The 21,613-nt window shown below is 58.9% G+C and carries 10 protein-coding genes; 6 read left to right on the plus strand and 4 right to left on the minus strand.

The annotated features are described in order from the left end of the window. The first annotated feature begins 62 nt into the window (after positions 1 to 62). Positions 63 to 3,773 (plus strand): methionine synthase, encoded by a 3,711-nt coding sequence (gene metH / locus ACLD1X_RS21445; protein ID WP_429371047.1) that lies wholly within the window; start codon positions 63 to 65, stop codon positions 3,771 to 3,773. Positions 3,774 to 3,839: 66 nt separating this feature from the next. Here metH and ACLD1X_RS21450 read toward each other — a convergent pair whose 3' ends face one another. Beyond that, positions 3,840 to 10,505: an NEL-type E3 ubiquitin ligase domain-containing protein gene (locus ACLD1X_RS21450; RefSeq protein WP_429371049.1), complete on the minus strand. Its 6,666-nt coding sequence runs from the start codon at positions 10,503 to 10,505 to the stop codon at positions 3,840 to 3,842. A gap of 178 nt (positions 10,506 to 10,683) precedes the next feature. On the opposite strand from ACLD1X_RS21450, the gene ACLD1X_RS21455 reads away from it, so the two are divergent. Next, a complete protein-coding gene (locus ACLD1X_RS21455) occupies positions 10,684 to 10,902 on the plus strand; it encodes a DUF2970 domain-containing protein (RefSeq protein ID WP_429371051.1) in 219 nt (72 codons plus the stop codon). A gap of 6 nt (positions 10,903 to 10,908) precedes the next feature. On the opposite strand, the gene ACLD1X_RS21460 is transcribed toward ACLD1X_RS21455, so the two are convergent. Then, positions 10,909 to 11,994: an ABC transporter substrate-binding protein gene (locus tag ACLD1X_RS21460; RefSeq protein WP_429371053.1), complete on the minus strand. Its 1,086-nt coding sequence runs from the start codon at positions 11,992 to 11,994 to the stop codon at positions 10,909 to 10,911. 523 nt (positions 11,995 to 12,517) lie between these two features. Between ACLD1X_RS21460 and ACLD1X_RS21465 the strand changes: the two genes are divergently transcribed. Together ACLD1X_RS21465 and ACLD1X_RS21470 are read left to right on the plus strand one after the other, a co-directional pair. After that, positions 12,518 to 14,176, plus strand: coding sequence for a nitrite/sulfite reductase (locus ACLD1X_RS21465; protein WP_429371055.1), 1,659 nt, complete (start codon positions 12,518 to 12,520; stop codon positions 14,174 to 14,176). Beyond that, entirely contained in the window at positions 14,160 to 14,654 is a 495-nt protein-coding gene (locus tag ACLD1X_RS21470) for a DUF934 domain-containing protein (RefSeq protein ID WP_111283403.1), read from the plus strand. The genes ACLD1X_RS21465 and ACLD1X_RS21470 overlap by 17 nt, the downstream gene beginning before the upstream one ends. Positions 14,655 to 14,703: 49 nt before the next feature. Here ACLD1X_RS21470 and ACLD1X_RS21475 read toward each other — a convergent pair whose 3' ends face one another. Further along, positions 14,704 to 18,606 (minus strand): dermonecrotic toxin domain-containing protein, encoded by a 3,903-nt coding sequence (locus ACLD1X_RS21475; RefSeq protein ID WP_429371057.1) that lies wholly within the window; start codon positions 18,604 to 18,606, stop codon positions 14,704 to 14,706. 295 nt (positions 18,607 to 18,901) lie between these two features. Between ACLD1X_RS21475 and ACLD1X_RS21480 the strand changes: the two genes are divergently transcribed. Continuing rightward, positions 18,902 to 19,489: a hypothetical protein gene (locus ACLD1X_RS21480; RefSeq protein WP_429371059.1), complete on the plus strand. Its 588-nt coding sequence runs from the start codon at positions 18,902 to 18,904 to the stop codon at positions 19,487 to 19,489. A 143-nt stretch (positions 19,490 to 19,632) separates the two neighbouring features. On the opposite strand, the gene sohB is transcribed toward ACLD1X_RS21480, so the two are convergent. Next, positions 19,633 to 20,655 carry a protease SohB gene (gene sohB, locus ACLD1X_RS21485; RefSeq protein WP_429371061.1) on the minus strand — a complete coding sequence of 341 codons (1,023 nt, stop codon included), beginning with the start codon at positions 20,653 to 20,655 and terminating at the stop codon, positions 19,633 to 19,635. A 201-nt stretch (positions 20,656 to 20,856) separates the two neighbouring features. On the opposite strand from sohB, the gene ACLD1X_RS21490 reads away from it, so the two are divergent. Beyond that, positions 20,857 to 21,567, plus strand: a complete 711-nt coding sequence (locus ACLD1X_RS21490) for a histidine phosphatase family protein (RefSeq protein ID WP_429371063.1) — start codon at positions 20,857 to 20,859, stop codon at positions 21,565 to 21,567. The last annotated feature ends 46 nt before the right edge of the window (positions 21,568 to 21,613 follow it).

A 21,613-nucleotide genomic window follows, 5' to 3' on the forward strand; every position in this document is an offset into this window, starting at 1 on the left:
CTAAAAGCGCACAGGTTTGCTATCATCCCGGCCCTTCGTCATGGTCTTACCGAGTAGTCCAAATGTCCGATCGCAGCGTTCGCCTTCAAGCTCTCAAGCACGCCCTCAAAGAGCGCATCCTGATTCTCGATGGCGGTATGGGCACGATGATCCAGAGCTACAAGCTTGAAGAGCAGGATTACCGTGGCAAACGCTTCGCTGACTGGCCGAGCGATGTCAAAGGCAACAACGACTTGCTGGTGCTGACTCGCCCGGACGTGATTGGCGGCATTGAAAAAGCCTACCTGGACGCCGGCGCCGACATTCTGGAAACCAACACCTTCAACGCCACCCGGATTTCCATGGCCGATTACGGCATGGAAGAACTGGCCTACGAGTTGAACGTAGAAGGCGCTCGCCTGGCGCGCAAGGTCGCCGATGCGAAAACCCGCGAGAACCCGGACAAGCCGCGCTTCGTTGCCGGCGTGCTCGGTCCGACCAGCCGCACCTGCTCGTTGTCCCCGGACGTGAATAACCCCGGCTACCGCAACGTGACCTTCGATGAGCTGGTGGAAAACTACACCGAATCCACCAGGGGCCTGATCGAAGGCGGCGCTGACTTGATCCTGATCGAAACCATTTTCGACACCCTGAACGCCAAGGCCGCGATCTTCGCCGTACAAGGCGTGTTCGAGGAATTGGGCGTCGAACTGCCAATCATGATTTCCGGCACCATTACCGACGCCTCGGGCCGCACCCTGTCCGGCCAGACCACCGAAGCGTTCTGGAACTCCGTGGCCCACGCCAAGCCGATTTCCGTCGGCCTGAACTGCGCCCTCGGCGCCCGTGAATTGCGCCCGTACCTCGAAGAGCTGTCGAACAAGGCAGGCACCCACGTTTCCGCGCACCCGAACGCCGGCCTGCCGAACGAATTCGGCGAGTACGACGAATTGCCGTCGGAAACCGCCAAGGTCATCGAAGAGTTCGCCCAAAGCGGCTTCCTCAACATCGTCGGCGGCTGCTGTGGCACCACGCCGGGCCACATCGAAGCCATCGCCAAGGCCGTGGCCGGTTATGCGCCGCGCGAGATTCCGGACATTCCCAAGGCTTGCCGCCTCTCGGGCCTGGAACCCTTCACCATCGATCGCAGCTCGCTGTTCGTCAACGTCGGCGAACGCACCAACATCACCGGTTCCGCCAAGTTCGCCCGCCTGATCCGCGAAGACAACTACACCGAAGCCCTGGAAGTGGCCCTGCAGCAGGTCGAGGCCGGCGCCCAGGTGATCGACATCAACATGGACGAAGGGATGCTCGATTCGAAGAAGGCCATGGTGACCTTCCTCAATCTGATTGCCGGCGAACCGGACATCTCCCGCGTACCGATCATGATCGACTCCTCCAAGTGGGAAGTGATCGAAGCCGGCCTCAAGTGCATCCAGGGCAAGGGCATCGTCAACTCGATCAGCATGAAAGAAGGCGTCGAGCAGTTCATTCACCACGCCAAACTGTGCAAGCGCTACGGCGCCGCGGTGGTAGTGATGGCCTTCGACGAAGCCGGCCAGGCCGACACCGAAGCGCGCAAGAAAGAAATCTGCAAACGCTCCTACGACATCCTGGTCAACGAAGTGGACTTCCCGCCGGAGGACATCATCTTCGACCCGAACATCTTCGCCGTGGCCACCGGTATCGAGGAGCACAACAACTACGCCGTCGATTTCATCAACGCCTGTGCCTACATCCGTGACGAACTGCCGTATGCGCTGACTTCCGGTGGCGTATCCAACGTGTCGTTCTCGTTCCGCGGCAACAACCCGGTGCGCGAGGCAATCCACTCGGTGTTCCTGCTGTACGCGATCCGTGCCGGGCTGACCATGGGCATCGTCAACGCCGGCCAGCTGGAGATCTACGACCAGATCCCGGTGGAACTGCGCGACGCCGTCGAAGACGTGATCCTCAACCGCACCCCGGAAGGCACCGACGCCCTCCTCGCCATTGCCGACAAGTACAAGGGCGACGGCAGCGTCAAGGAAGCCGAGACTGAAGAGTGGCGCAACTGGGACGTCAACAAGCGTCTGGAACATGCGCTGGTCAAGGGCATCACCACCCATATCGTCGAGGACACCGAAGAATCGCGCCTGTCCTTCAACCGCCCGATCGAAGTGATCGAAGGCCCGTTGATGGCCGGCATGAACATCGTCGGCGACCTGTTCGGCGCCGGCAAAATGTTTCTGCCACAGGTGGTGAAATCCGCCCGCGTGATGAAGCAGGCCGTGGCCCACCTGATCCCGTTCATCGAACTGGAAAAGGGCGACAAGCCGGAGGCCAAGGGCAAGATCCTGATGGCGACCGTGAAAGGCGACGTGCACGACATCGGCAAAAACATCGTTGGCGTGGTGCTGGGCTGCAACGGCTATGACATCGTCGACCTCGGCGTGATGGTCCCGGCGGAGAAAATCCTCCAGGTGGCCAGGGAGCAGAAGTGCGACATCATCGGCCTGTCCGGCCTGATCACGCCGTCGCTGGATGAGATGGTCCACGTCGCCCGTGAGATGCAGCGTCAGGACTTCCACCTGCCGTTGATGATCGGTGGCGCCACCACCTCCAAGGCGCACACGGCGGTGAAGATCGAACCGAAGTACAGCAACGATGCGGTGATCTACGTCACCGACGCCTCCCGCGCCGTGGGCGTGGCGACGCAGTTGCTGTCCAAGGAGCTCAAGGCCGGTTTCGTCGAGAAAACCCGCCAGGACTACATCGAGGTTCGCGAGCGCACGTCCAACCGCAGCGCCCGCACCGAACGCCTGAGCTATGGCGCGGCCATCGCCAAGAAGCCGCAATTCGACTGGGCCTCCTACACGCCGGTCAAACCGACGTTCACCGGCTCGCGGGTGCTGGACAACATCGACCTCGACGTTCTGGCCGAATACATCGACTGGACACCGTTCTTCATCTCCTGGGACCTGGCCGGCAAGTTCCCGCGCATCCTCCAGGACGAAGTGGTCGGCGAAGCCGCTACCTCGCTGTACAACGATGCAAGGGAAATGCTGCGTAAATTGATCGACGAGAAGCTGATCAGCGCACGCGCGGTGTTCGGCTTCTGGCCGGCCAACCAGGTGCATGACGACGACATCGAGCTCTATGGCGATGACGGCAAGCCAATGGCCAAGTTGCATCACCTGCGCCAGCAGATCATCAAGACCGACGGCAAGCCGAACTTCTCCCTGGCCGACTTCGTCGCGCCCAAAGACAGTGAAGTGACCGACTACGTGGGTGGTTTCATCACCACCGCCGGCATCGGTGCCGAAGAAGTGGCCAAGGCTTACCAGGACGCTGGCGACGATTACAACTCGATCATGGTCAAGGCACTGGCCGACCGCCTGGCCGAGGCCTGCGCGGAGTGGCTGCACCAGCAAGTGCGTAAGGAATACTGGGGCTATGCCAGGGATGAAGCGCTGGATAACGAAGCGCTGATCAAGGAGCAATACACCGGTATCCGTCCGGCACCGGGCTACCCGGCCTGCCCGGACCACACCGAGAAGGCCCAGTTGTTTGCCCTGCTTGATCCAGAAGCCCAGGAAATGCGCGCCGGCCGCAGTGGCGTGTTCCTCACCGAGCACTACGCCATGTTCCCGGCGGCAGCGGTCAGCGGCTGGTACTTCGCCCACCCGCAGGCGCAATACTTTGCCGTGGGCAAGGTCGACAAGGACCAGGTGCAGAGCTACACCTCACGCAAAGGCCAGGAGTTGAGCGTGACCGAACGCTGGCTGGCGCCGAACCTGGGTTACGACAACTGAGCACCTGACAGGAAACAAACCCCGGCACCGGGAAGACCGGCGCCGTGGGTTACCAACCTTGATGCTTCAGGACCGCGGCAGATCCCTCGATGTGCCCGGCTGCCCCGCCCCGCTGGCAGACTGGCCGATTTCCTCGACTTCCTTGCGAGACAGCTCGATCATCTTGCCGTTGCGTGCAGCTGCAAGCTCGAATAACTGATTCATCAATGCCGCTTCGTCGGCGTCATCCACCTCCCCGGAAACATCCGCCTCGTCGAGCTGCCTGAACGCTTGCGGGTATTTTTCCTTGAGGTAGTCCACCCAGTAATCGCGCTGGATGAGGTCTTCGAAAAAACCATCGCTCTGTTCGGCATTGCTGACTTGTATACGCGCATCGGCCAGTTGATGGGGGGTTACACCCGAGGCATACGTCATGTGCCTGGGCTGACCGGGCAACTCCAGACCGTCACTCCAGCCTCCCGTCAAACCGATTCGATAGCCCAGGCGCACCTCTGCCTGATCCTCCCCCGAAGCCGCCGCCGCTTTCGTGGCGAGGTCGTCAACTTTGTCCAGGCGGAACAATTGCCTGGACAACCGCAACAAAGCCGGCCCCTTCAAGGCCAGCCGCCCGACCGGAATATCCAGCAAGGCATTGTGGGTGAACACTTTGCTCTCCAGGCCACTGAACGTCAGGATTCGACCATCGACACAAGTGCCATGGGTACTGGAGCTGGCAAACAGGACTTCGCGCAACTCGCTGTTGCTGGCGGCAGCCTCCAGCACACTCCACACCCGCCGGGTCAGATCCGCCTTGGCCACCCTGAACTCCTGCGTATCCTGCAGGCGCGAAAGCAAATGGAAGAACGCAGCATTGTCCGGCTCCAAGACGAGACGGTTCCAGATTTGCGATTTCCTGCTCGACTCCTCGGGAGGAGCATCGGCCAGCCACGGTGCTTTTTGTGCGGAATCAACACTCACATCGGAGAGGTCTTCATCAGATTCGGCGCTCTCGCTTTCGCTGGGTTGAACCATCATCTCGTCAAGCTCGGAACGCGAGATCCCCAGCACAGTGTCGCGCCGGCCGGCTTCGCGGTAATCGCGCAGGCGTTCAAGACTCTCAGGCGACAGGTTGTGGTTGTCACTCAGGTCGGTACCGGCCATCAACGCTTCGTGACTGTTATCCAGGGCCTCTGGCGGTATCGATGTAATGTCGTTACGGCTCAGGTTCAAGGTTCTGAGATGGCGGGCTTGCAGTACACCCTCCGGGAAGGCTGTCAGATCGTTGCGGCGCAGATCGAGTGTTTCGAGTTGCTCAAAATGACTGACATCGAAAGTCTCCAGATCGTTGTAACCCAGGTCCAGCCATTGCAAACGCTCCAGGCGGCTCAATGAGCTATAAAGGTGCTCGGTGTCGCTCAACCGGTTGGTGGAGAGTTCCAGCCGCTCAAGCTGACTCATGGACTGGATCGGTTCAGGCAAGTGTTCCAGCTCATTGCCGTTAAGCTCCAGCGTCTTCACTTTTGCAAAGGCTCTGAAGAAACCATTGGAGCCTTGTGCGGTAAGCCTTACACCGGTCAGGTTCAAGGTATCCACATGGGCAAATTCTGCTGGCAGCTCAGGCAGATCACCCAGTTGCAGACCATTGAGATCCAGCTTTGAGCCTGTCACAGCGCCAGTGCCGGCCAGCCCTTCGCGCCAGCACTCCATGATTCGCAAGGAGGCCAACCGACGGCTTTCGGATGAAACTATCCAGCCATCACCGCGTGACTCCCGCGTAAATAGCCATCCATTCAATCGGCGCGTCAGTGCCTCGAACGTCAGGTCCCATCCGGCAAACCGCTCGCTGATTTGCACGTCGGTTACCCCGTTCTCGCGCATTTGTTCGACCACTCGCAAGGCCTCATCATCGGCGAGAGTCGGTTTCAACCGTTGCAGGCGCCTGGCGAAATGCACGTTGCCCTCGCCCGCTGGGACTGGCGGCAAAGGCAACAAACGACGACTGATCGAATAGCTGCTCTCCTTCGGCGGGAAGGTCGACGGCACTTGTTCCAGGGCGAATCTTTCCAGTGAACCGGTCGCCAGCCCATTGGCGGATTCAATCCGCTGCCGGGCGCCTTGCAGAGCCGTCACGGCTTGCGGGTTCAACGGCGTGCCGGTCAAGTCGGTTTTGAGCAGCACCTCATCCGGCAATATTGCCGGCAGTGAGGAAATTTTGCTGTCACGCAAATCCATATAGATCAGCTGCGGCAGATCCTGTGCCCCAACGGGCCACTCATGCAGCTGCGTCGCTCGCAGATTCAGGGCCTTGAGCGAAGTCATTGCACTCACGTCCAGTGAGCTCAGCGGGTTATTGCTCAAGTCCAGGGATTGCAGAGCCTCCATGCCCGCAAACGTTTGCTGAACTGCCGGGCTGACGACTATCCGGTTATCGGAAAGATCCAGGCGGGTCAACTTCGCAAGATCCGCTGCTTCAATCGGTACATCGGTCAAACCATTGCCACGCAGGTCGAGACTTTCAAGTTCGGAGAATCCCCTGACAAAACCTCGAAACTGTTCAGCGGGTACGCGCGCCGCCCTCAAATTCAAAGTCTGCACATGGGGGAAAGCACCCGCGGGCAACTCCGGAAGCTCACTGACGTCAGGGTTTGACAACTCAAGCACCGAGGCATCGACATTCAAGCCGTAGCGCCTGAGCACACCGCTTTGCCAGCAAGCCTTGATATTTGCCGCCGTCCACGAGCGCCCCACAAACTCATTCATATCCGGTTGCGCACGGCTGCTCCAGTCGTTCAATTGCTGCTCCAGTGCATTGAATTCTTCGCTGATGGCTTCAATCGCCTTGAACCTTGACTCGGCCCCCCGCCATTGCTCAAGGAAACGGTTGAACACCGCCCCGGAAAAGTCGTGCCTCCCCCACACGCCCAGACGAATAAGCTCGCCCTTGCAGTAGTCGCTGACCATTTCCTCCTGATCAACCAGATGTTCCGGGTGATTCCTGACGTACTCGTACGCCGGCTTGAAGTTTTCGCGCGGGAACAGCGACCAGTCCAGCGACAACCCGGACCATAGCTTTTCATGCCCCTCGAAAATGCCGTCGGGCAACCTGCTGATGTTTGTGCCTTTGAGGTTCAGGCGTTCAAGGTGGGGCAGCTCAAGAACTCCGGCCGGCCATTGGTTCATCGAAGGGACAACGACCTCCAGTTTGCGCAGATTGCGCATCTGGCTGACATCCAGGCTCATCGGCGTAAACCCCGAAAAATCAATACTCAGCTCCTCGAGCTTCGTCAGGGAACTCAATCCTGATGTCATTTCCGCTATAGCGGGCGCCGATGAGTACAGGCTCAAGACGCTGAGATCAAGCATCCCGCTCAATGCTTGCGGCACCTTGGTGAACTCACGGTTTGTCGCATTTATCCGCAGCTTGTTCAGCCCGGGAAAATCCGCCAGCAGTGCATCGGCATTGGCGTCAGTGATGCACCGGCCCCGAACGCTCAGCTCACGCACGTGTGAAAAATCCGCGTTCAGCGAGGGAAGCGGATCATCACAGACCAAATCCAGTGAGCTTGAATGGGGGAACTCTTCGGCCAATGGTGAGTTGCGCCAGCATTGCTTGATGTTGTTCGCGACAGAGGTCTTGCCCCCCAGCATGGACTGCAAAACAGGATCCGCTGCGGACCCACCAACCCATTCATCAAGCGTGGTGCGAAGTTCATCCCACTCCCGCATACGCGCCTGCAACAGGTCATAAATCTGTGCATCGGTTTTTCCCGCCCGCAACTGCCTCAGGATAAAACCGTTGGCTTGCTGATCGGTCAGTCCCGGATAAAGATCCTGTACGCGAGTCAGCAGCGAAGGATTGACACCTTGCCCGCGCCCGCTGGCGTAGTACCCCACGGTGCGTTCTGTCACACGTACGGGTGGTTTTAACCTTCTTTGGCTGCCGAAACGCTTTTGCAGCATTTGCACCAGATCCGCTCGATGCTTGCCGGCAGAATCGATTATCGCCTTCTGCAGTTCGACGCTCTGCCATGCATGTGGAACGCCCAATGCCTGGCGGGACTCCTTCGGCAAGGCGTGCATGAGCGCGTCGAAAAAGCGCACGCCGGGTCCAGGCACACTATTGAGCGCTGTTCCCCGTTCATCAAATGCTTGAAAGGCCGGCCCCCGCTTGACCACAGACCTGCGTGTCGCGGCAGTCTCGCTGCCAATACCATCGATCAGCGGACCTTTGACGTGGCCGTCGCGAATTTCCAGGCGCACCTCGCCGGACCAGCCCGGCAGTTTTTCCAGTGCCCGCAGTGCGAGCCACCTGCTGTCAGCCGACGCCATACTTTCCATATGCAAACCGGCGAAAGCCTGGTTTGTACGCCCTTGCCGTGCATACCAACGCCCCTCCTCCAGCATTCTCAACGGAATTCGTCGGGTGGCGTTCAGGCGCGCGAGTTCCTCTGCGCTGGCATCGAGCAGAACTCTATTGGCAGCAGTCTCACTGAGGCCAGGACAAGCGCGCTGTAACCGACTGATCGATGGTCGGTGACCTGCCTGCTCGATACCCGCAGGAACCCCAGGATCAGTTTTGAACAGCCGCAAGGCATCAAGCAACTCAGGGGGCGGAGGCAGATGATCCATGTGCATTTTGCGCAAGGCGTTGTCGTTGACGCCGCTGACGTCGGCAACCTTGAGCAGTTGCTCGTCGCTGACCCCATCGGTGACATGGCCCATGCGACGCAACAGGGTCAGTCGGTCCCACCCAAGCGGACGCTCAAGCGTATGGCGCCAGGCGCCATGTCCGTTGTGTTCAAGAATCGGTTGCCAGGCCTGCTCATCCGTCGGATGGTTGATGCGCCATTTTTTCAGCGACTCATCGTAGGTTGTCTCGTAGTGCTTGCCGTTCTGCCGCACGTAAGTCTTGCCATCGGCCCGGTACTGTCCCAACGCGTCAGGCACAGCGTCACGCCCCAGCGCGACATCACTCTCATAACCACGAAGGTCTGGTTTCCACAATCGTGTATCGCCATTGGCCCGCTCGATCTGCTCCATGCCCTCGATCATGGGTTCGGGCTTCACTGCTGTCAGTTTGCCGACACCTTTGCCCACACCCGCCATCACGCCGATCAGCGCCAGGTTTTCCGCCACATCGATCAGATGCGCCTTCGCCGCGTTGCGATCGCCCTCACTCCACTCGATGACCCCTTCGAAGGACTCGTACAGCAGTTGCCCGGCCATCACTGTGAGCATGACCTCGCCGAGAACCAGTACGAACATCGACACCAGGTTCAACCCCAACATGCCGATTTCCAGCAGGTGATTGAGCTTCTCGGCGCGTACTTTTGCATCGACATCCGCTGTGGGAACCGCATGGCTGCGCGCATCGGCGATGACCTTCGCGCGGTTTTGCTCATAGAGATATGTCCAGAGGTCGGTGTTGGGGGCCCAGATGCCGGCAGCCCCTTGGCGAACGACGCTGTGAGGGTCGAGATAGGGATCTTCCACCGGTTCCCGCTTGCCCTGGCGCTCTGGAGGCAGCTCTTTGATACGGGTAAACGTCGAAAGAGGCGGAATGTACTGGGTGACTGTCACCCAGATGGAGCGAAACGGGTCAGACGGCGAATCCGCCGATTTTCGGGTGAACTGACTGAAGTAATAAGGCCGGTCGGCGTAGGCCACGAACTGGCTGAAAAAAAGCTGGTGCGCCGTCGGTGTGGCGCCATCTGCCGATGATGCCCCCCGGGCCGTGAACTGCCGCTTGAATTCTTCTCTCATCTGCGAAGACGTGTAACGCTTGAGCGGATGCTCCGGATCGTGGGGAACGTAGACAATGAAATCATTGGTATAACGATATTTTTCACAGATGCCGAACACGACGCAGCCAGTCATCCGCCGTTTCATCAAACTCAGGTCACAAAACCAGACCTGCCTGCCGCCAAGCCACGGATGAACCTCGCCGTCAATCACCGCCAGGATCATCGCGTAGTCCTGCGGTTCGATATCCCGTTTCAACAAGGCCAGTTCAGCGGCCGCTCGCATCGCCGTTTTTTGGCTGGCAATGAATCGCTCACGAAGTGTCGTTTCCTTGCGCACCTGCGCAGGGTGGAAAAAGCCGTTCATATGGGCTTGATACTGCGCGCCGATATCCAGCGTGCGACAAAGAGACAAAAACTGCCTGATCGTCATGTTGACGCTGACAACCTCGAACGTAGCGGGCGTCGATGTTTCCACGACAAATCCGGAGCTGCGATGGAATGCACCCTCCTCGCACTCGGACTCTTCGAAGTTATGCAGCGCAGCCTGCAGCAATGTCAGCTTCATGACCTCGAACGTCGAGGCTTCGATTTCGAGGGCGCCGATTTCCAGGGGGCGCCGCAGACACACCATTGTTTTGCTGACGTCTACTTCAACACCGAACTGATCCTTCAGGGCTTTGGCGAGTATCGGTGCGGCGAAGGTATCGATGTCCTGCAGCAATGACATCGCCTTGTCCAATCGGGTCTGCGCGGTGAAGCTCGCAGTGAAGCTCTCTGCCAGGACCTGCTGTTGATACGCGGAGGCCTGTTGATACCAGTCCGGCAGGCGCGCATCAGTCTTTTTCATCGAAGCTCGCCTTTGCGGCGTGGCGTCAACCAACCAGTCCGGAGCCATCAGCTCAAGAAGTCGGTGATGAACACTGCTTTTTCCTGGAACAGGATGCTTACTGTTCAAGGTCCGGGTGTGAGTATTCGCCTCGGTGGGCGAAGTCGGGGAATGGCTGGACATGGTGTCTCTCCTGACAAATGGAGCGACATGACAGCATTGCGGGTAGCCCCTGCTGCGGTAGATAGTTATTGCAATCGCGTGGATTGGTTACCCGATGCTTCGACAGCAGGCTGCTCAAACCCTGCACCAAACGCCGGATTGTCTATGCTCTGAGGAGCTACGTTCACGTGAGGGATTTATGGACGATCCGGCCGACAACAAACCGCCAACCTTCTGGCAAATGCTGCACAGCGTCATGGCAGCGGCGTTCGGGGTGCAGAGCGGGAAAAACCGGGCCCGTGATTTCACTCACGGCAAGCCGAGTCATTTCGTGATCCTGGGGATTGGCTTCACGGTGGTGTTTGCCTTGACGCTGTTCGGTATCGTCAAGCTGGTGCTGTTTCTGGCCGGGGTTTGAGGCGATTCAGTGCATCAGGGTTTGCAGGGTGAACGGGTAACGCCAGGACGCGGGACGTCCCTTGGCCGACAGTTTGTGGAAGTCCACGCCGAAGCCCTGCGCGGTGCCCATCGCCAGCAGTCGCCGGGCCTGTGTCCGATCGATCAGTTGCAGCAACGGAATCTGTCGGTCGCGACCGCCGTACTGGCTGATGTCCACGCCGTCATCGTAATCATGCAATTGCACCAGCGCCCAGCCACCGAGGGTGAAGTGCCCGCCCAGCAACACACTCAGGCGACCGTCCAGCAGCGCCTGCAGCGCAGCGGGTGAATTGTTGATCGCGCCGAACAACACGCCTTTGCCTGGCACACCTCCCGCTTCGACATAGGCCTGCATCACACCGAACACCATTTCGTCGTTCGCAGCCCAGACCAGCGACGTCTGCGGGTAGCGTTTGAACAACAACCTGGCCTGCTCATAGGCGCGTTGCCGGGTCCAGCCGCCGTATACCAACTGCCGCAAACGCACCTCGGGGTGCTCGGCCAGGGCGCGCCGCATGCCTTTTTCGCGGAACTGCGCGGACGGGGTGATCTTCAAGCCGGAAAAAGCCAGCAGATCGATGGTCTGGCCGGGAGCTACCGGGCCGTGCTGCCGGATCAGTTCCTTGAGCATCAGGTAGCCGCCCTCCTCGTCATTGGGCACCAGGCTGCCGAGCAAATCGGGATACTTGTCAGGTCGTGCGCCGACAAGCTTCATCTGATCCGGGGTCAGGGCGTTGTTGACCATGAACAGCTTCACACCACTGCCTTTGGCCAGCCGCAGGATTTCGGGGGCGATGTACTGCTCGTTGACGAAGACCAGGTAATCGGGACGATGGTAGCCCTGAAGGGCTTCACGCGCCTGGTGGATGGTGTTTTCGGAGACCCGGTCGGAATACTGGATGCGTAAATCCATCCCCAGGTCGGTCGCCGCGGCCTGCATGAACTGCGAGTAACTCGCCCAAAAAGCTTCCGTGGGGGTTCCCGGGTTCAGGAACAACACTGACGCGGCCTGGGCACAAGCTCCCACGCCCATGCCCAGCGCCAGTAATACGCCACACAGAAACTTCAACATTGGTCGTCCGAGCCCCCGGAAATTCGCCGCGCATTATAGCCAGCGAACGTCCGTAAAACGGCGATTAATCCGTTTTTTGTAGGACAATCGTCGGAATCGGGCCCGGACGGGGTCGTTTACTGATGGCTGACCCAGAAAACCGCCGTCCCCACGACCAGGATGATCAGGAACAAAATTGCCCAGGCATCAACGGTGCTATCGCTTTTCCGTGCTTTGGTTGGGTTGCTCATTGCATCGCCTCTTGTCGGTTTTATCGGTGATTGCACAAAGACTCGAGCAGAGTAAAGACGACGATTGCCCGCACCACAAACAGGGTCTTTGCAACAACGATTCTCATTAGGCGATTTGGTTCTTTACATATGCTCAAACATCACTTTTACGCATAACTGCAAACTGTTATCTTGCCCCGGCTCCGAAGGGAGTGCGCGGCCGTGCGCGCAGAATTGCAGAGGCTCCATCGGACTCCGGCAAGCACAAAAACGCAGCTGTATCCGAGCGACCCAAGCCTGAGAACAGGACTTATATGTACGTATACGACGAATACGATCAGCGGATCATCGAGGACCGCGTCAAGCAGTTCCGTGATCAGACCCGACGCTATCTGGCAGGCGAGCTGAGCGAAGAAGAATTCCGCCCCCTGCGCCTGCAAAATGGCCTTTATATCCAGCGTTTCGCACCGATGTTGCGAGTCGCCGTGCCTTACGGCCAACTGACTTCGCGGCAAGTGCGAATGATGGCCAGGATTGCCCGCGACTACGACAAGGGCTACGCCCACATCAGTACCCGGCAGAACGTGCAGTTCAACTGGCCGGCCGTGGAAGACATTCCGGACATTCTCGCGGAACTGGCCACCGTGCAGATGCACGCGATCCAGACCAGCGGCAACTGCCTGCGCAACGTCACCACCGACCAGTTTGCCGGCGTCGCCGCCGACGAACTGATCGACCCGCGCCCATGGTGCGAGATCGTTCGCCAGTGGACCACGTTCCACCCGGAATTTGCCTACCTGCCGCGCAAATTCAAGATCGCCGTCAACGGTTCGACCTCCGACCGCGCCGCCATCGAAGTCCATGACATCGGCCTTGAGCCGGTGCACAACGCCGCTGGCGAACTGGGCTTCCGTGTGCTGGTCGGCGGCGGCCTGGGCCGTACGCCGGTGGTGGGTGCATTCATCAATGAATTCCTGCCATGGCAAGACCTGTTGAGCTACCTCGACGCCATCCTGCGGGTCTACAACCGCTACGGCCGTCGCGACAACAAGTACAAGGCACGGATCAAGATCCTGGTCAAAGCGCTGACGCCTGAAGTCTTCGCGCAGAAAGTCGATGCGGAAATGGAGCACCTTCGCGGTGGCCAGACCACGCTGACCGAAGCCGAAGTGCAGCGCGTCGCCAAACACTTCGTCGACCCGGACTACAAGGCGCTGGACAACCAGACCGCCGCCCTGGCCGAGCTCGACCAGCAGCACCCGGGCTTCGCCCGTTGGCGCGTGCGCAACACCCTGGCCCACAAGAAGCCGGGCTATGTAGCCGTGACCTTGTCCCTGAAGCCAACCGGCGTTGCCCCGGGCGACATCACCGACAAGCAGCTCGACGCCGTGGCCGACCTGGCCGACCGCTACAGCTTCGGCCAACTGCGCACCTCCCACGAACAGAACATCATTCTGGCCGACGTCGAACAGGAAAAGCTGTTCGCCATGTGGAGCGAGCTGCGCGAGCAAGGTTTCGCCACGCCGAACATCGGCTTGCTGACCGACATCATCTGCTGCCCGGGCGGTGACTTCTGCTCCCTGGCCAACGCCAAGTCGATCCCGATCGCCGAATCGATCCAGCGCCGTTTCGACGACCTGGACTACCTGTTCGACATCGGCGAACTTGACCTGAACATCTCCGGTTGCATGAACGCCTGCGGTCACCACCACGTCGGCCACATCGGCATTCTCGGGGTGGACAAGAAAGGCGAAGAGTTCTACCAGGTTTCCCTCGGCGGCAGCGCCAGTCGCGACGCCAGCCTGGGCAAGATCCTCGGCCCGTCCTTCGCCCAGGAAGCCATGCCTGACGTGATCGAGAAGCTGATCGACGTGTACATCGAACAACGTACCGAAGACGAGCGTTTCATCGACACCTACCAGCGTATTGGCATCGACCTCTTCAAGGAACGCGTCTATGCAGCGAATCATTAAGAACAACGAGGTCGTCGACGAAACCTGGCACCTGCTGCCCAAGGATTTCAGTATCGACGAGATCACCAACTGCGACGACTACATCGTCCCGTTGCAGCTGTGGCGCGAACACAGCCGTATGCTCCTGGCCCGCGACGGTGGCCTGGGCATCTGGCTGGACGCCGATGAAGAAGCCGAGGAAATCGGCGAAGACGTGGCGCAGTTCCAGGTCATCGCCTTGAACTTCCCGGCCTTCACCGATGGCCGCAACTACTCCAATGCCCGCCTGCTGCGTGACCGTTATGGTTTCAAGGGCGAATTGCGGGCCATTGGCGACGTGCTGCGCGACCAGTTGTTCTACATGCATCGCTGTGGATTCGACGCGTTTGCCGTACGCCCCGATAAAGACCCGTATGAAGCGCTGGAAGGTCTCAAGGACTTCTCGGTGACCTATCAGGCCGCCACTGACGAACCGCTGCCGCTGTTCCGTCGCCGCTGATCGTCATACCCTGAACCCCGCGCCGGGGTTCAGGGTGTTTCCTTTCCCGTTACGGTACCGGATGGTCCCCCATCCGAATCGGCCGCCCCAAGCCTACCCAGTCGCGATAAAGTTGAACTTTATCCTCCAGAGCGCCAAACAGCCTGAATGGATCTTGCGCATCCGCCAGCGTTGTTTCTACCGTCTGACGCAGCCAGCCCCATAACTCCTCAGATGCGTCCGCCTCGCACAGTAACCGCCACACCCGCGCTTGCAACAGCCAGTATCCGACCCGGAACTGCGCCGTCAGACTCAACCCGTCCATGACTCGCAGGAACACGGCTCCCGAAGATTTGAGCGCCAGTCGTTGCCAGATCTGGTTCCGGGCTGCACGCAACAGCTCATCACCCTCCTTCAGCCACGGTATCGCACTGCCGTATTGAGCACCGGGCTCGCCGAGCCAGAGATTGATGCCGGTGCGTTCCCGATGCTCGACCAAACGCACCAGCGTGTCTTCATCCGTCAATGGATTACCCCACAACTTGACCTGGCCCCGAGAGATCGCCTGATTCAGGACGGCCTCTGGGACACGGCTGATCTGGTTGTCGCGTAAATCCAGTGAGGTCAGGTACGGCTCGTCGGCAATGCCGATAGGGCAATGGCTGATCCGGGTGTTTCTCAGGTTCAACACCCGCAACTCGTTCAGCCCCAGTACCAATGGTGGAGTGACCAGCGGGTTGTCACTCAGATCCAGCATTTGCAGGTTGACCAGGTCGAGAAACTGCGAGGCCGTATTTTCCTTGAGTTCGAGGAACGTGGACCTCAGGTTGAGCGAAGTGAGCCGAGTCATTCGCCGAATGGCTGGAGGCAATACACCCTCCAGCACCTCCTCTGCATTGAGGTGACGCAAATCGACACGTTCAAGGTCCAGGGACCGCAGGTTCGGGAAGCTCTCGAGAAACGCATTCAGGCTCTCGCGCTCGACCAGATGAAAGCCCTGCAGCGACAGTTCGATGACCTCATCGAAATGAATGTTCATCACCGGCAACCGATGGAAATCCTCGAAACCCAGATCGAGCCTGTAGCCAGCAAAAACCTCGTTGGAATACACGTTATTGACGTGAGGCGGACACTTTTGCCAGATGGCGATCAGTTTGTCGGCAAGCTCGTCGCGGGATTCGCGCTCATACTCGATCACGCGCTGCAACAAGCCAACGTTGTGCGCCTCCACTTGCTGCGGATTCATGCCGGCAGCATCCTCGTCGCCCACAGCCAGAAAATCCAGATCCATATCATCGACATCGAGCACGGCCTGATCGATCCAGGAGCTCAGGTCGCTACGTAACTGTTGCAGCTGCAGCCTCAGACTTTCCAGCAACGCCTCGGCACCACCCCCCGCGCGATCGAGCAGTTCATCGGCCTGGGCATCAGTGAAGTCGGGGTAGAGATCCTTGACCAATAGCCGCTTTACCTCGTGAGTCAAATCCGCCCCCTGCGGTGTGTGCGGATAGCCACCGCCGCGCAAACCCGACGCCTCGAAGGGCAGGCCCGAGTCCATTCGGTTGAGTCCAAGCATGAGTTCGGAACGGGGCAATGCCCATTCACCGATGCGCCGCCTCAGCTCGCTGGATGAATGCAACGACATCGCAGCACGTTCGTCGGCAGACAGCACGCCAAACAACGCTGCAAACATGTCCTCGCCTTCAACTGAATCTGTCATCGCCGAATGCCGATAGCGACCCTCCACCCTGACCAACCGGCGACAGTCCGGCGAATCGAGCGGGCCACAGCGATCCAGCACACGGCCACTGATCGTCCCTTTGAGCACTTCGATACGCAGGTGCTCGGGCCAACCGGGCAATTGCCTGATGGAGTGCAAGGCCAGGATGTCGGAATCAGGCTGGTGAACCGTCTTCAGGTAAAGGCCTTCAAAAGCGCGATTGAGTCTTGCATGGCTCTGATATTCGCGGGCCTTGCCGTCCAGGCGCTTGATCATCCGCAGTGCCTCGGCTGCTTCCACAGGCCGGGCGATCTCGACTCCCGAGCGATCGAGAATCTGTTCCACAACGCTTTTTGGCAGTCCCGGATACTCCCGCAGAAACAACCGGACCCACTCGCTATCCGATTGCTGGAGCGCCTGATAGCGGCTGTCGAACATTTGCGCCCGAATGACCGGGTCGGCAACCGTCTCAAGGGTCTGCTCGAGTTGAAAGCGGCTGATGGTATCGGCCAGCAAAGGCGTCAGGGGGTGTCCGGCTTGCATCGAACGCAACAGATCGTCGTCGACGCTGCTGATCCGGGCAATCTGGCCCAACACCTCATCGCTGAATGCAGCCAATGGCGTACAGACACTGCGCATCAACTCCAGACGGGTGACCGGGGTCGCTGGAGCGGGTTCAGGCTTGATCGTCACCTCTGGCAAAGGATGAGCGCCCGGTTCACGGATCGGTTCGCCGGATTCGTCCAGCGTTTCACCCAGTGCCTTGGCACTTGAGCCTTCGCCCTTGAGTGCAGCTCCCGCTCCGGCAAGCGGCAACGCGTTGAGCAAACCGAATACCGTACGGGTGATGCCTTCGGAACGCTGCTCCGGGGTTTTACCGTTGACGGCCTGATCGAGGCCGTAGCCGGCATCGATGATTGCGGCCAACACCAGCAAACCCTCGCCACCGGGAACAAACAAGGCCAACGGGCCGAACCGGTTGATCCAGCGCACAAGCGGCTCAACCACCGCACTGAGGTTGTCACGATTGACCTGGGCATCGTCGCGGATGGTTTTGACGCTGGCCATCGACGCTTGCCTCATGGTCAATACCAGTTGCGCAAAAGGGTCCGTGGCCGCAGAAGAGCGCTCGAAATCGATATAGTCCTGCGGATCCCAAAAGCCGTCGTCATTGAAGAACCCGGCGGTCTTTTTCAGTCTGTACTCATTCGGATAAGCCGCCAGGCCCTCCAGCGCAGTCAGTACACCCGCATGGAAAGTGCCGTCGTCACGGTCTTCTTCGGCAAAATGGCTGGCCAGGGCCTGTTGCGTGTCGCCAATCCTGCCTTGGGCCACGACCCAGTCGCGCATGTGGCGGATGTCGGCGAACTCATGCAAGGGCGAGGAGTTGGCCGGGATATACAGCAGTGCCCGGGCGCTGCTGCGCTGGCGAAAAAACCAGATGTCGGACGAGGTGTAGCGGTAGATCGTCAGGCGTCCCGCTTCGATCTGCGTACCAACGCGGGTCGGCGCTTGCAGTTGGGTGATTACCAGTGCTTCCCAGGTCTGCTCCGCCGGCAGTCCTGCCGCCTGCATCGCCAATGCGAGGCCGGCCTGGCTCAGGCTGCCTTCCTGATGTTGCAGGCAAGCGCTCATGACAAAAGCCGCCTTGACCGATGTCCTCAACGCGTAAGGCTCGGCCCGCACGATCCGCTCGGCTGACGGCCAGGCTTGCTCAAGACAGGCCTGATAGCGGGACTGCAGGTCCAGTTCCCAAACCCACTTCTTGAAGTCGGCCGGCCTGAGGGCGATTTGTGTCGAGGGACCGTAAGTCTGGGGTGTTGTGCTCCGATAGATCCCCTCATAGTCGTGATAGTAATCCACGGCTTTGGCCGCCGCGTCATCGACCGGACCAACGACATGAATCTCGGGCCCGATGTCCGGAGGCGTATACAAACCAAACGCCGTTTCGCCGAAACGGCCGTCAGCCACGGTTTGATAATTCGACAGCATTGCCTGCACCAGGGTGCGTGAGTTGTTTACCCGCCCCTGATGGATCGCGCCCCGCCCGGCACTTGCGTCGGTGTCGTAGTCAAGCGTTACCAGCAGGGCCGAGTCTGGATCGATATCCTGTCCCCACTTTTCCCGGATCAATTGTGCACCGAATTGCTCCGGCGTCTGCGGCAGTGCGGTCGCTACCGCCGTTTTCAATTCATCACGCAAGTGCAGGGCTGGATGCGGCGGTGCTTCGTGGTCGCGCAGAGGGTCATTCATGTGCATTCCATGGCAGTTATTTTTTGGAACACCAACATAACCAGCCGCCGCGTTGCCGAAAGCAGGAACTGTCGCCTGTTGCCTACAGAGATTTCGCCGTGCCGTAGAGGACACAGGACAAGCATTCGCCGGCAAAAAAGCGCGACACAACTCAAGCTAATAGACCGACCGGACAACCAGTATCACAGTAATAACTTTATAACTTGAAAATCGCGGAAATACATTCCGCACAATGTTTTTTATTTTACGCGATAGAGTTTGAAGACCCCAACTAACCGCAAAAGGATTTTGCACGATGTATATTTCAGACGAAGCCCGTTACTCCGCATCCAAAACACTTTGGAAAGAAAAAAACTTTAGTTATCTTGCCATTTTATACTGCGATGCCAATGGCGATATTGGCTACATCCCCATCAAGACTGACAACCCCCTTATCCATATTCAACATGAGGAATGGCCAACAATTGACAATGTTCGCTTCAAGAGCCTCGATAACCTGCTTGAAGCCCTGGAGTCAAATGGCTTTAAACAGATTCCAGGTGAAATGGACAGCATAGAGCTGCCATGGTCTTCACATTCTGACCTCCCGACTACATTACAAGAGCAACTCAATGAACCCGGGATGTTCATGCTCGACCGCGACTATAGATTCCAGTTTCATTTCAGGGGTCATGCGCCAGGACCATCGGCATTTCCAATATCGGTTGATGGCGATAGTGTTTACCTGAAAAAAGGACTGATCGGTGCAATGGATGAAATTCGTTTCACCGACATCGATTCGCTAATCAAGGCGTCGGCCACTTATGGCGCTGAGGGAAGGATCCTGGATTGGAGCATCAACAACAGCCGTGCCCGAACTCCGAAAATAACATGGCAGCGCTGAGCAACGAATCAACACTTGCCCCCGTGTGGTATTAGTCTCGATTAAACGTGGCCTTGAACATTGCCTGCATGGCATCGTTCAAGGCCTTTTGACCGTTCAAAATACAAAAGCGGTCATTAGCGATTAGCCGATTGAACGCAGAGTTACCAGAAGCGTTGCTGGGTCAAACGGCTCCACCAGTTCAGCAACAGGCGGTCGACCGAACCACTGGCGGCCATGCCAATGCGCTCTTGCAGGCTTTTACGCTCGGCATAGTGCAGGTGATAAAGCTCGGACTGCCTGGCGCGTTCGGCGAGGTATTCATCACTGGTCTTGAGTTCGTCGACCAGGTGTTTTTCCAGTGCTGCAACGCCGAGCCAGATTTCGCCGGTGGCCACTTCATCGATCGCCAGTTGCGGGCGATAGCGCGACACGAAGTTCTTGAACAGTTGATGGGTGATGTCCAGGTCCTGCTGGAACTTCTCCCGCCCCTTCTCGGTGTTTTCGCCAAACACGGTCAGGGTGCGCTTGTACTCACCGGCGGTCAGCACTTCGAAATCGATGTCGTGCTTTTTCAGCAAGCGATTGACGTTGGGCAACTGCGCCACCACGCCAATCGAGCCGAGGATCGCGAACGGTGCACTGATGATCTTCTGGCCAATGCACGCCATCATGTAGCCGCCGCTGGCCGCGACCTTGTCGATGCACACGGTCAAGGGCACGCCGGCTTCGCGGATACGCGCCAGTTGCGAGGACGCCAGGCCGTAGCTGTGAACCATGCCGCCGCCGCTTTCCAGGCGCAGCACCACTTCGTCCTTCGGTGTGGCGAGGGTCAGCAAGGCGGTGATTTCGTGGCGCAGGCTTTCGGTGGCCGAAGCCTTGATATCGCCGTTGAAATCCAGCACGAACACCCGGGGTTTGACCTCGGTTTTTTTCTTCTGTTTCTTGTCGGTTTTAGCCTGGGTCTTGCGCAGGGCCTTGAGCTGGTCCTTGTCGAGCAAGGTTTGCTCCAGGCGCTCGCGCAGCCCTTTGTAGAAATCATTGAGCTTGCTGACCTGCAATTGGCCGGACGACTTGCGCCGCCCTTTGCTGCGCAAGGCCGCAAAACTGGCCAGGACCACCAGAATGGCGATCACCAGGGTCACGGTCTTGGCCAGGAAAATGGCGTACTCGGAAAAAAACTCCACAGGGACTCCTCAAGCGATGCGCGGCTCGAACGCGCGCGGGATACTTCCAGCATACCCATGCGCCGGCCTTGCGACCAGTCGCGCAATTTCTGGCAACAGGCCTGTAACGGGCATTTCAAACAAGCGTATGTTTTTTCATTGACAGCTCACCGCCATCCTCATAACCTCGCCAAACCTTCAACGTACCGGGATGACGCGGACGTGGGCAGCATCTATCTGATTCGACATGGCCAGGCCTCCTTTGGTGCAGACGACTACGACGTCCTGTCGCCGACCGGCATTCGTCAGGCTGAAATCCTTGGTCGGCACCTGGCCGAACTCGGGATCAGCTTCGACCGCTGCCTGGCGGGGGACTTGCGCCGCCAGCAGCACACGGCCAACAGCGCGCTGGAACAGTTCGCCGCGGTGGGCCTGCCGGTGCCGCTCCTGGAAACCGACGCCGCCTTCAACGAATTCGACGCCGATGCGGTGATCCGCGCGCTGTTGCCGGCCATGCTGCCGGACGAACCCGAAGCGCTGCACATCTTGCGCAACGCCGCGCAAAACCGTGGTGAGTTCCAGCGTATCTTCGCCCTGATCATCGAACGCTGGCTCGCCGGCACCTACGACACACCTGGCCTGGAAAGCTGGCTGGGGTTTGTCGAGCGGGTACAGGCCGGTTTGCATCGCATCCTCGACCAGGCCGACAACACCCAGAAAATCGCCGTGTTCACGTCCGGCGGCACCATCACCGCCCTGCTCCACCTGATAACGCAAATGCCTGCCCGGCAGGCCTTTGAATTGAACTGGCAAATCGTCAACACCTCGCTCAACCAACTCAAGTTTCGTGGTCGCGAGGTGGCCCTGGCTTCCTTCAACAATCATGCGCACCTGCAACTGTTGAAGGCCCCGGAACTCATCACGTTTCGCTGAGTCCGGACTATTGTGACCCTGGCTGTAATCAACCAGCTCCATACCC

Origin of the sequence: Pseudomonas sp. 18173 (assembly GCF_050432945.1) — a bacterium.
In the GTDB taxonomy this organism is placed as follows: Bacteria; Pseudomonadota; Gammaproteobacteria; order Pseudomonadales; family Pseudomonadaceae; genus Aquipseudomonas.

Bases quoted from the DNA above. Each gene is read 5' to 3' on its own strand.
- metH (WP_429371047.1), top strand. From the start codon at position 63: ATGTCCGATCGCAGCGTTCGCCTTCAAGCTCTCAAGCACGCCCTCAAA.
- ACLD1X_RS21450 (WP_429371049.1), bottom strand. From the start codon at position 10,505: ATGTCCAGCCATTCCCCGACTTCGCCCACCGAGGCGAATACTCACACC.
- ACLD1X_RS21455 (WP_429371051.1), top strand. From the start codon at position 10,684: ATGGACGATCCGGCCGACAACAAACCGCCAACCTTCTGGCAAATGCTG.
- ACLD1X_RS21460 (WP_429371053.1), bottom strand. From the start codon at position 11,994: ATGTTGAAGTTTCTGTGTGGCGTATTACTGGCGCTGGGCATGGGCGTG.
- ACLD1X_RS21465 (WP_429371055.1), top strand. From the start codon at position 12,518: ATGTACGTATACGACGAATACGATCAGCGGATCATCGAGGACCGCGTC.
- ACLD1X_RS21470 (WP_111283403.1), top strand. From the start codon at position 14,160: ATGCAGCGAATCATTAAGAACAACGAGGTCGTCGACGAAACCTGGCAC.
- ACLD1X_RS21475 (WP_429371057.1), bottom strand. From the start codon at position 18,606: ATGAATGACCCTCTGCGCGACCACGAAGCACCGCCGCATCCAGCCCTG.
- ACLD1X_RS21480 (WP_429371059.1), top strand. From the start codon at position 18,902: ATGTATATTTCAGACGAAGCCCGTTACTCCGCATCCAAAACACTTTGG.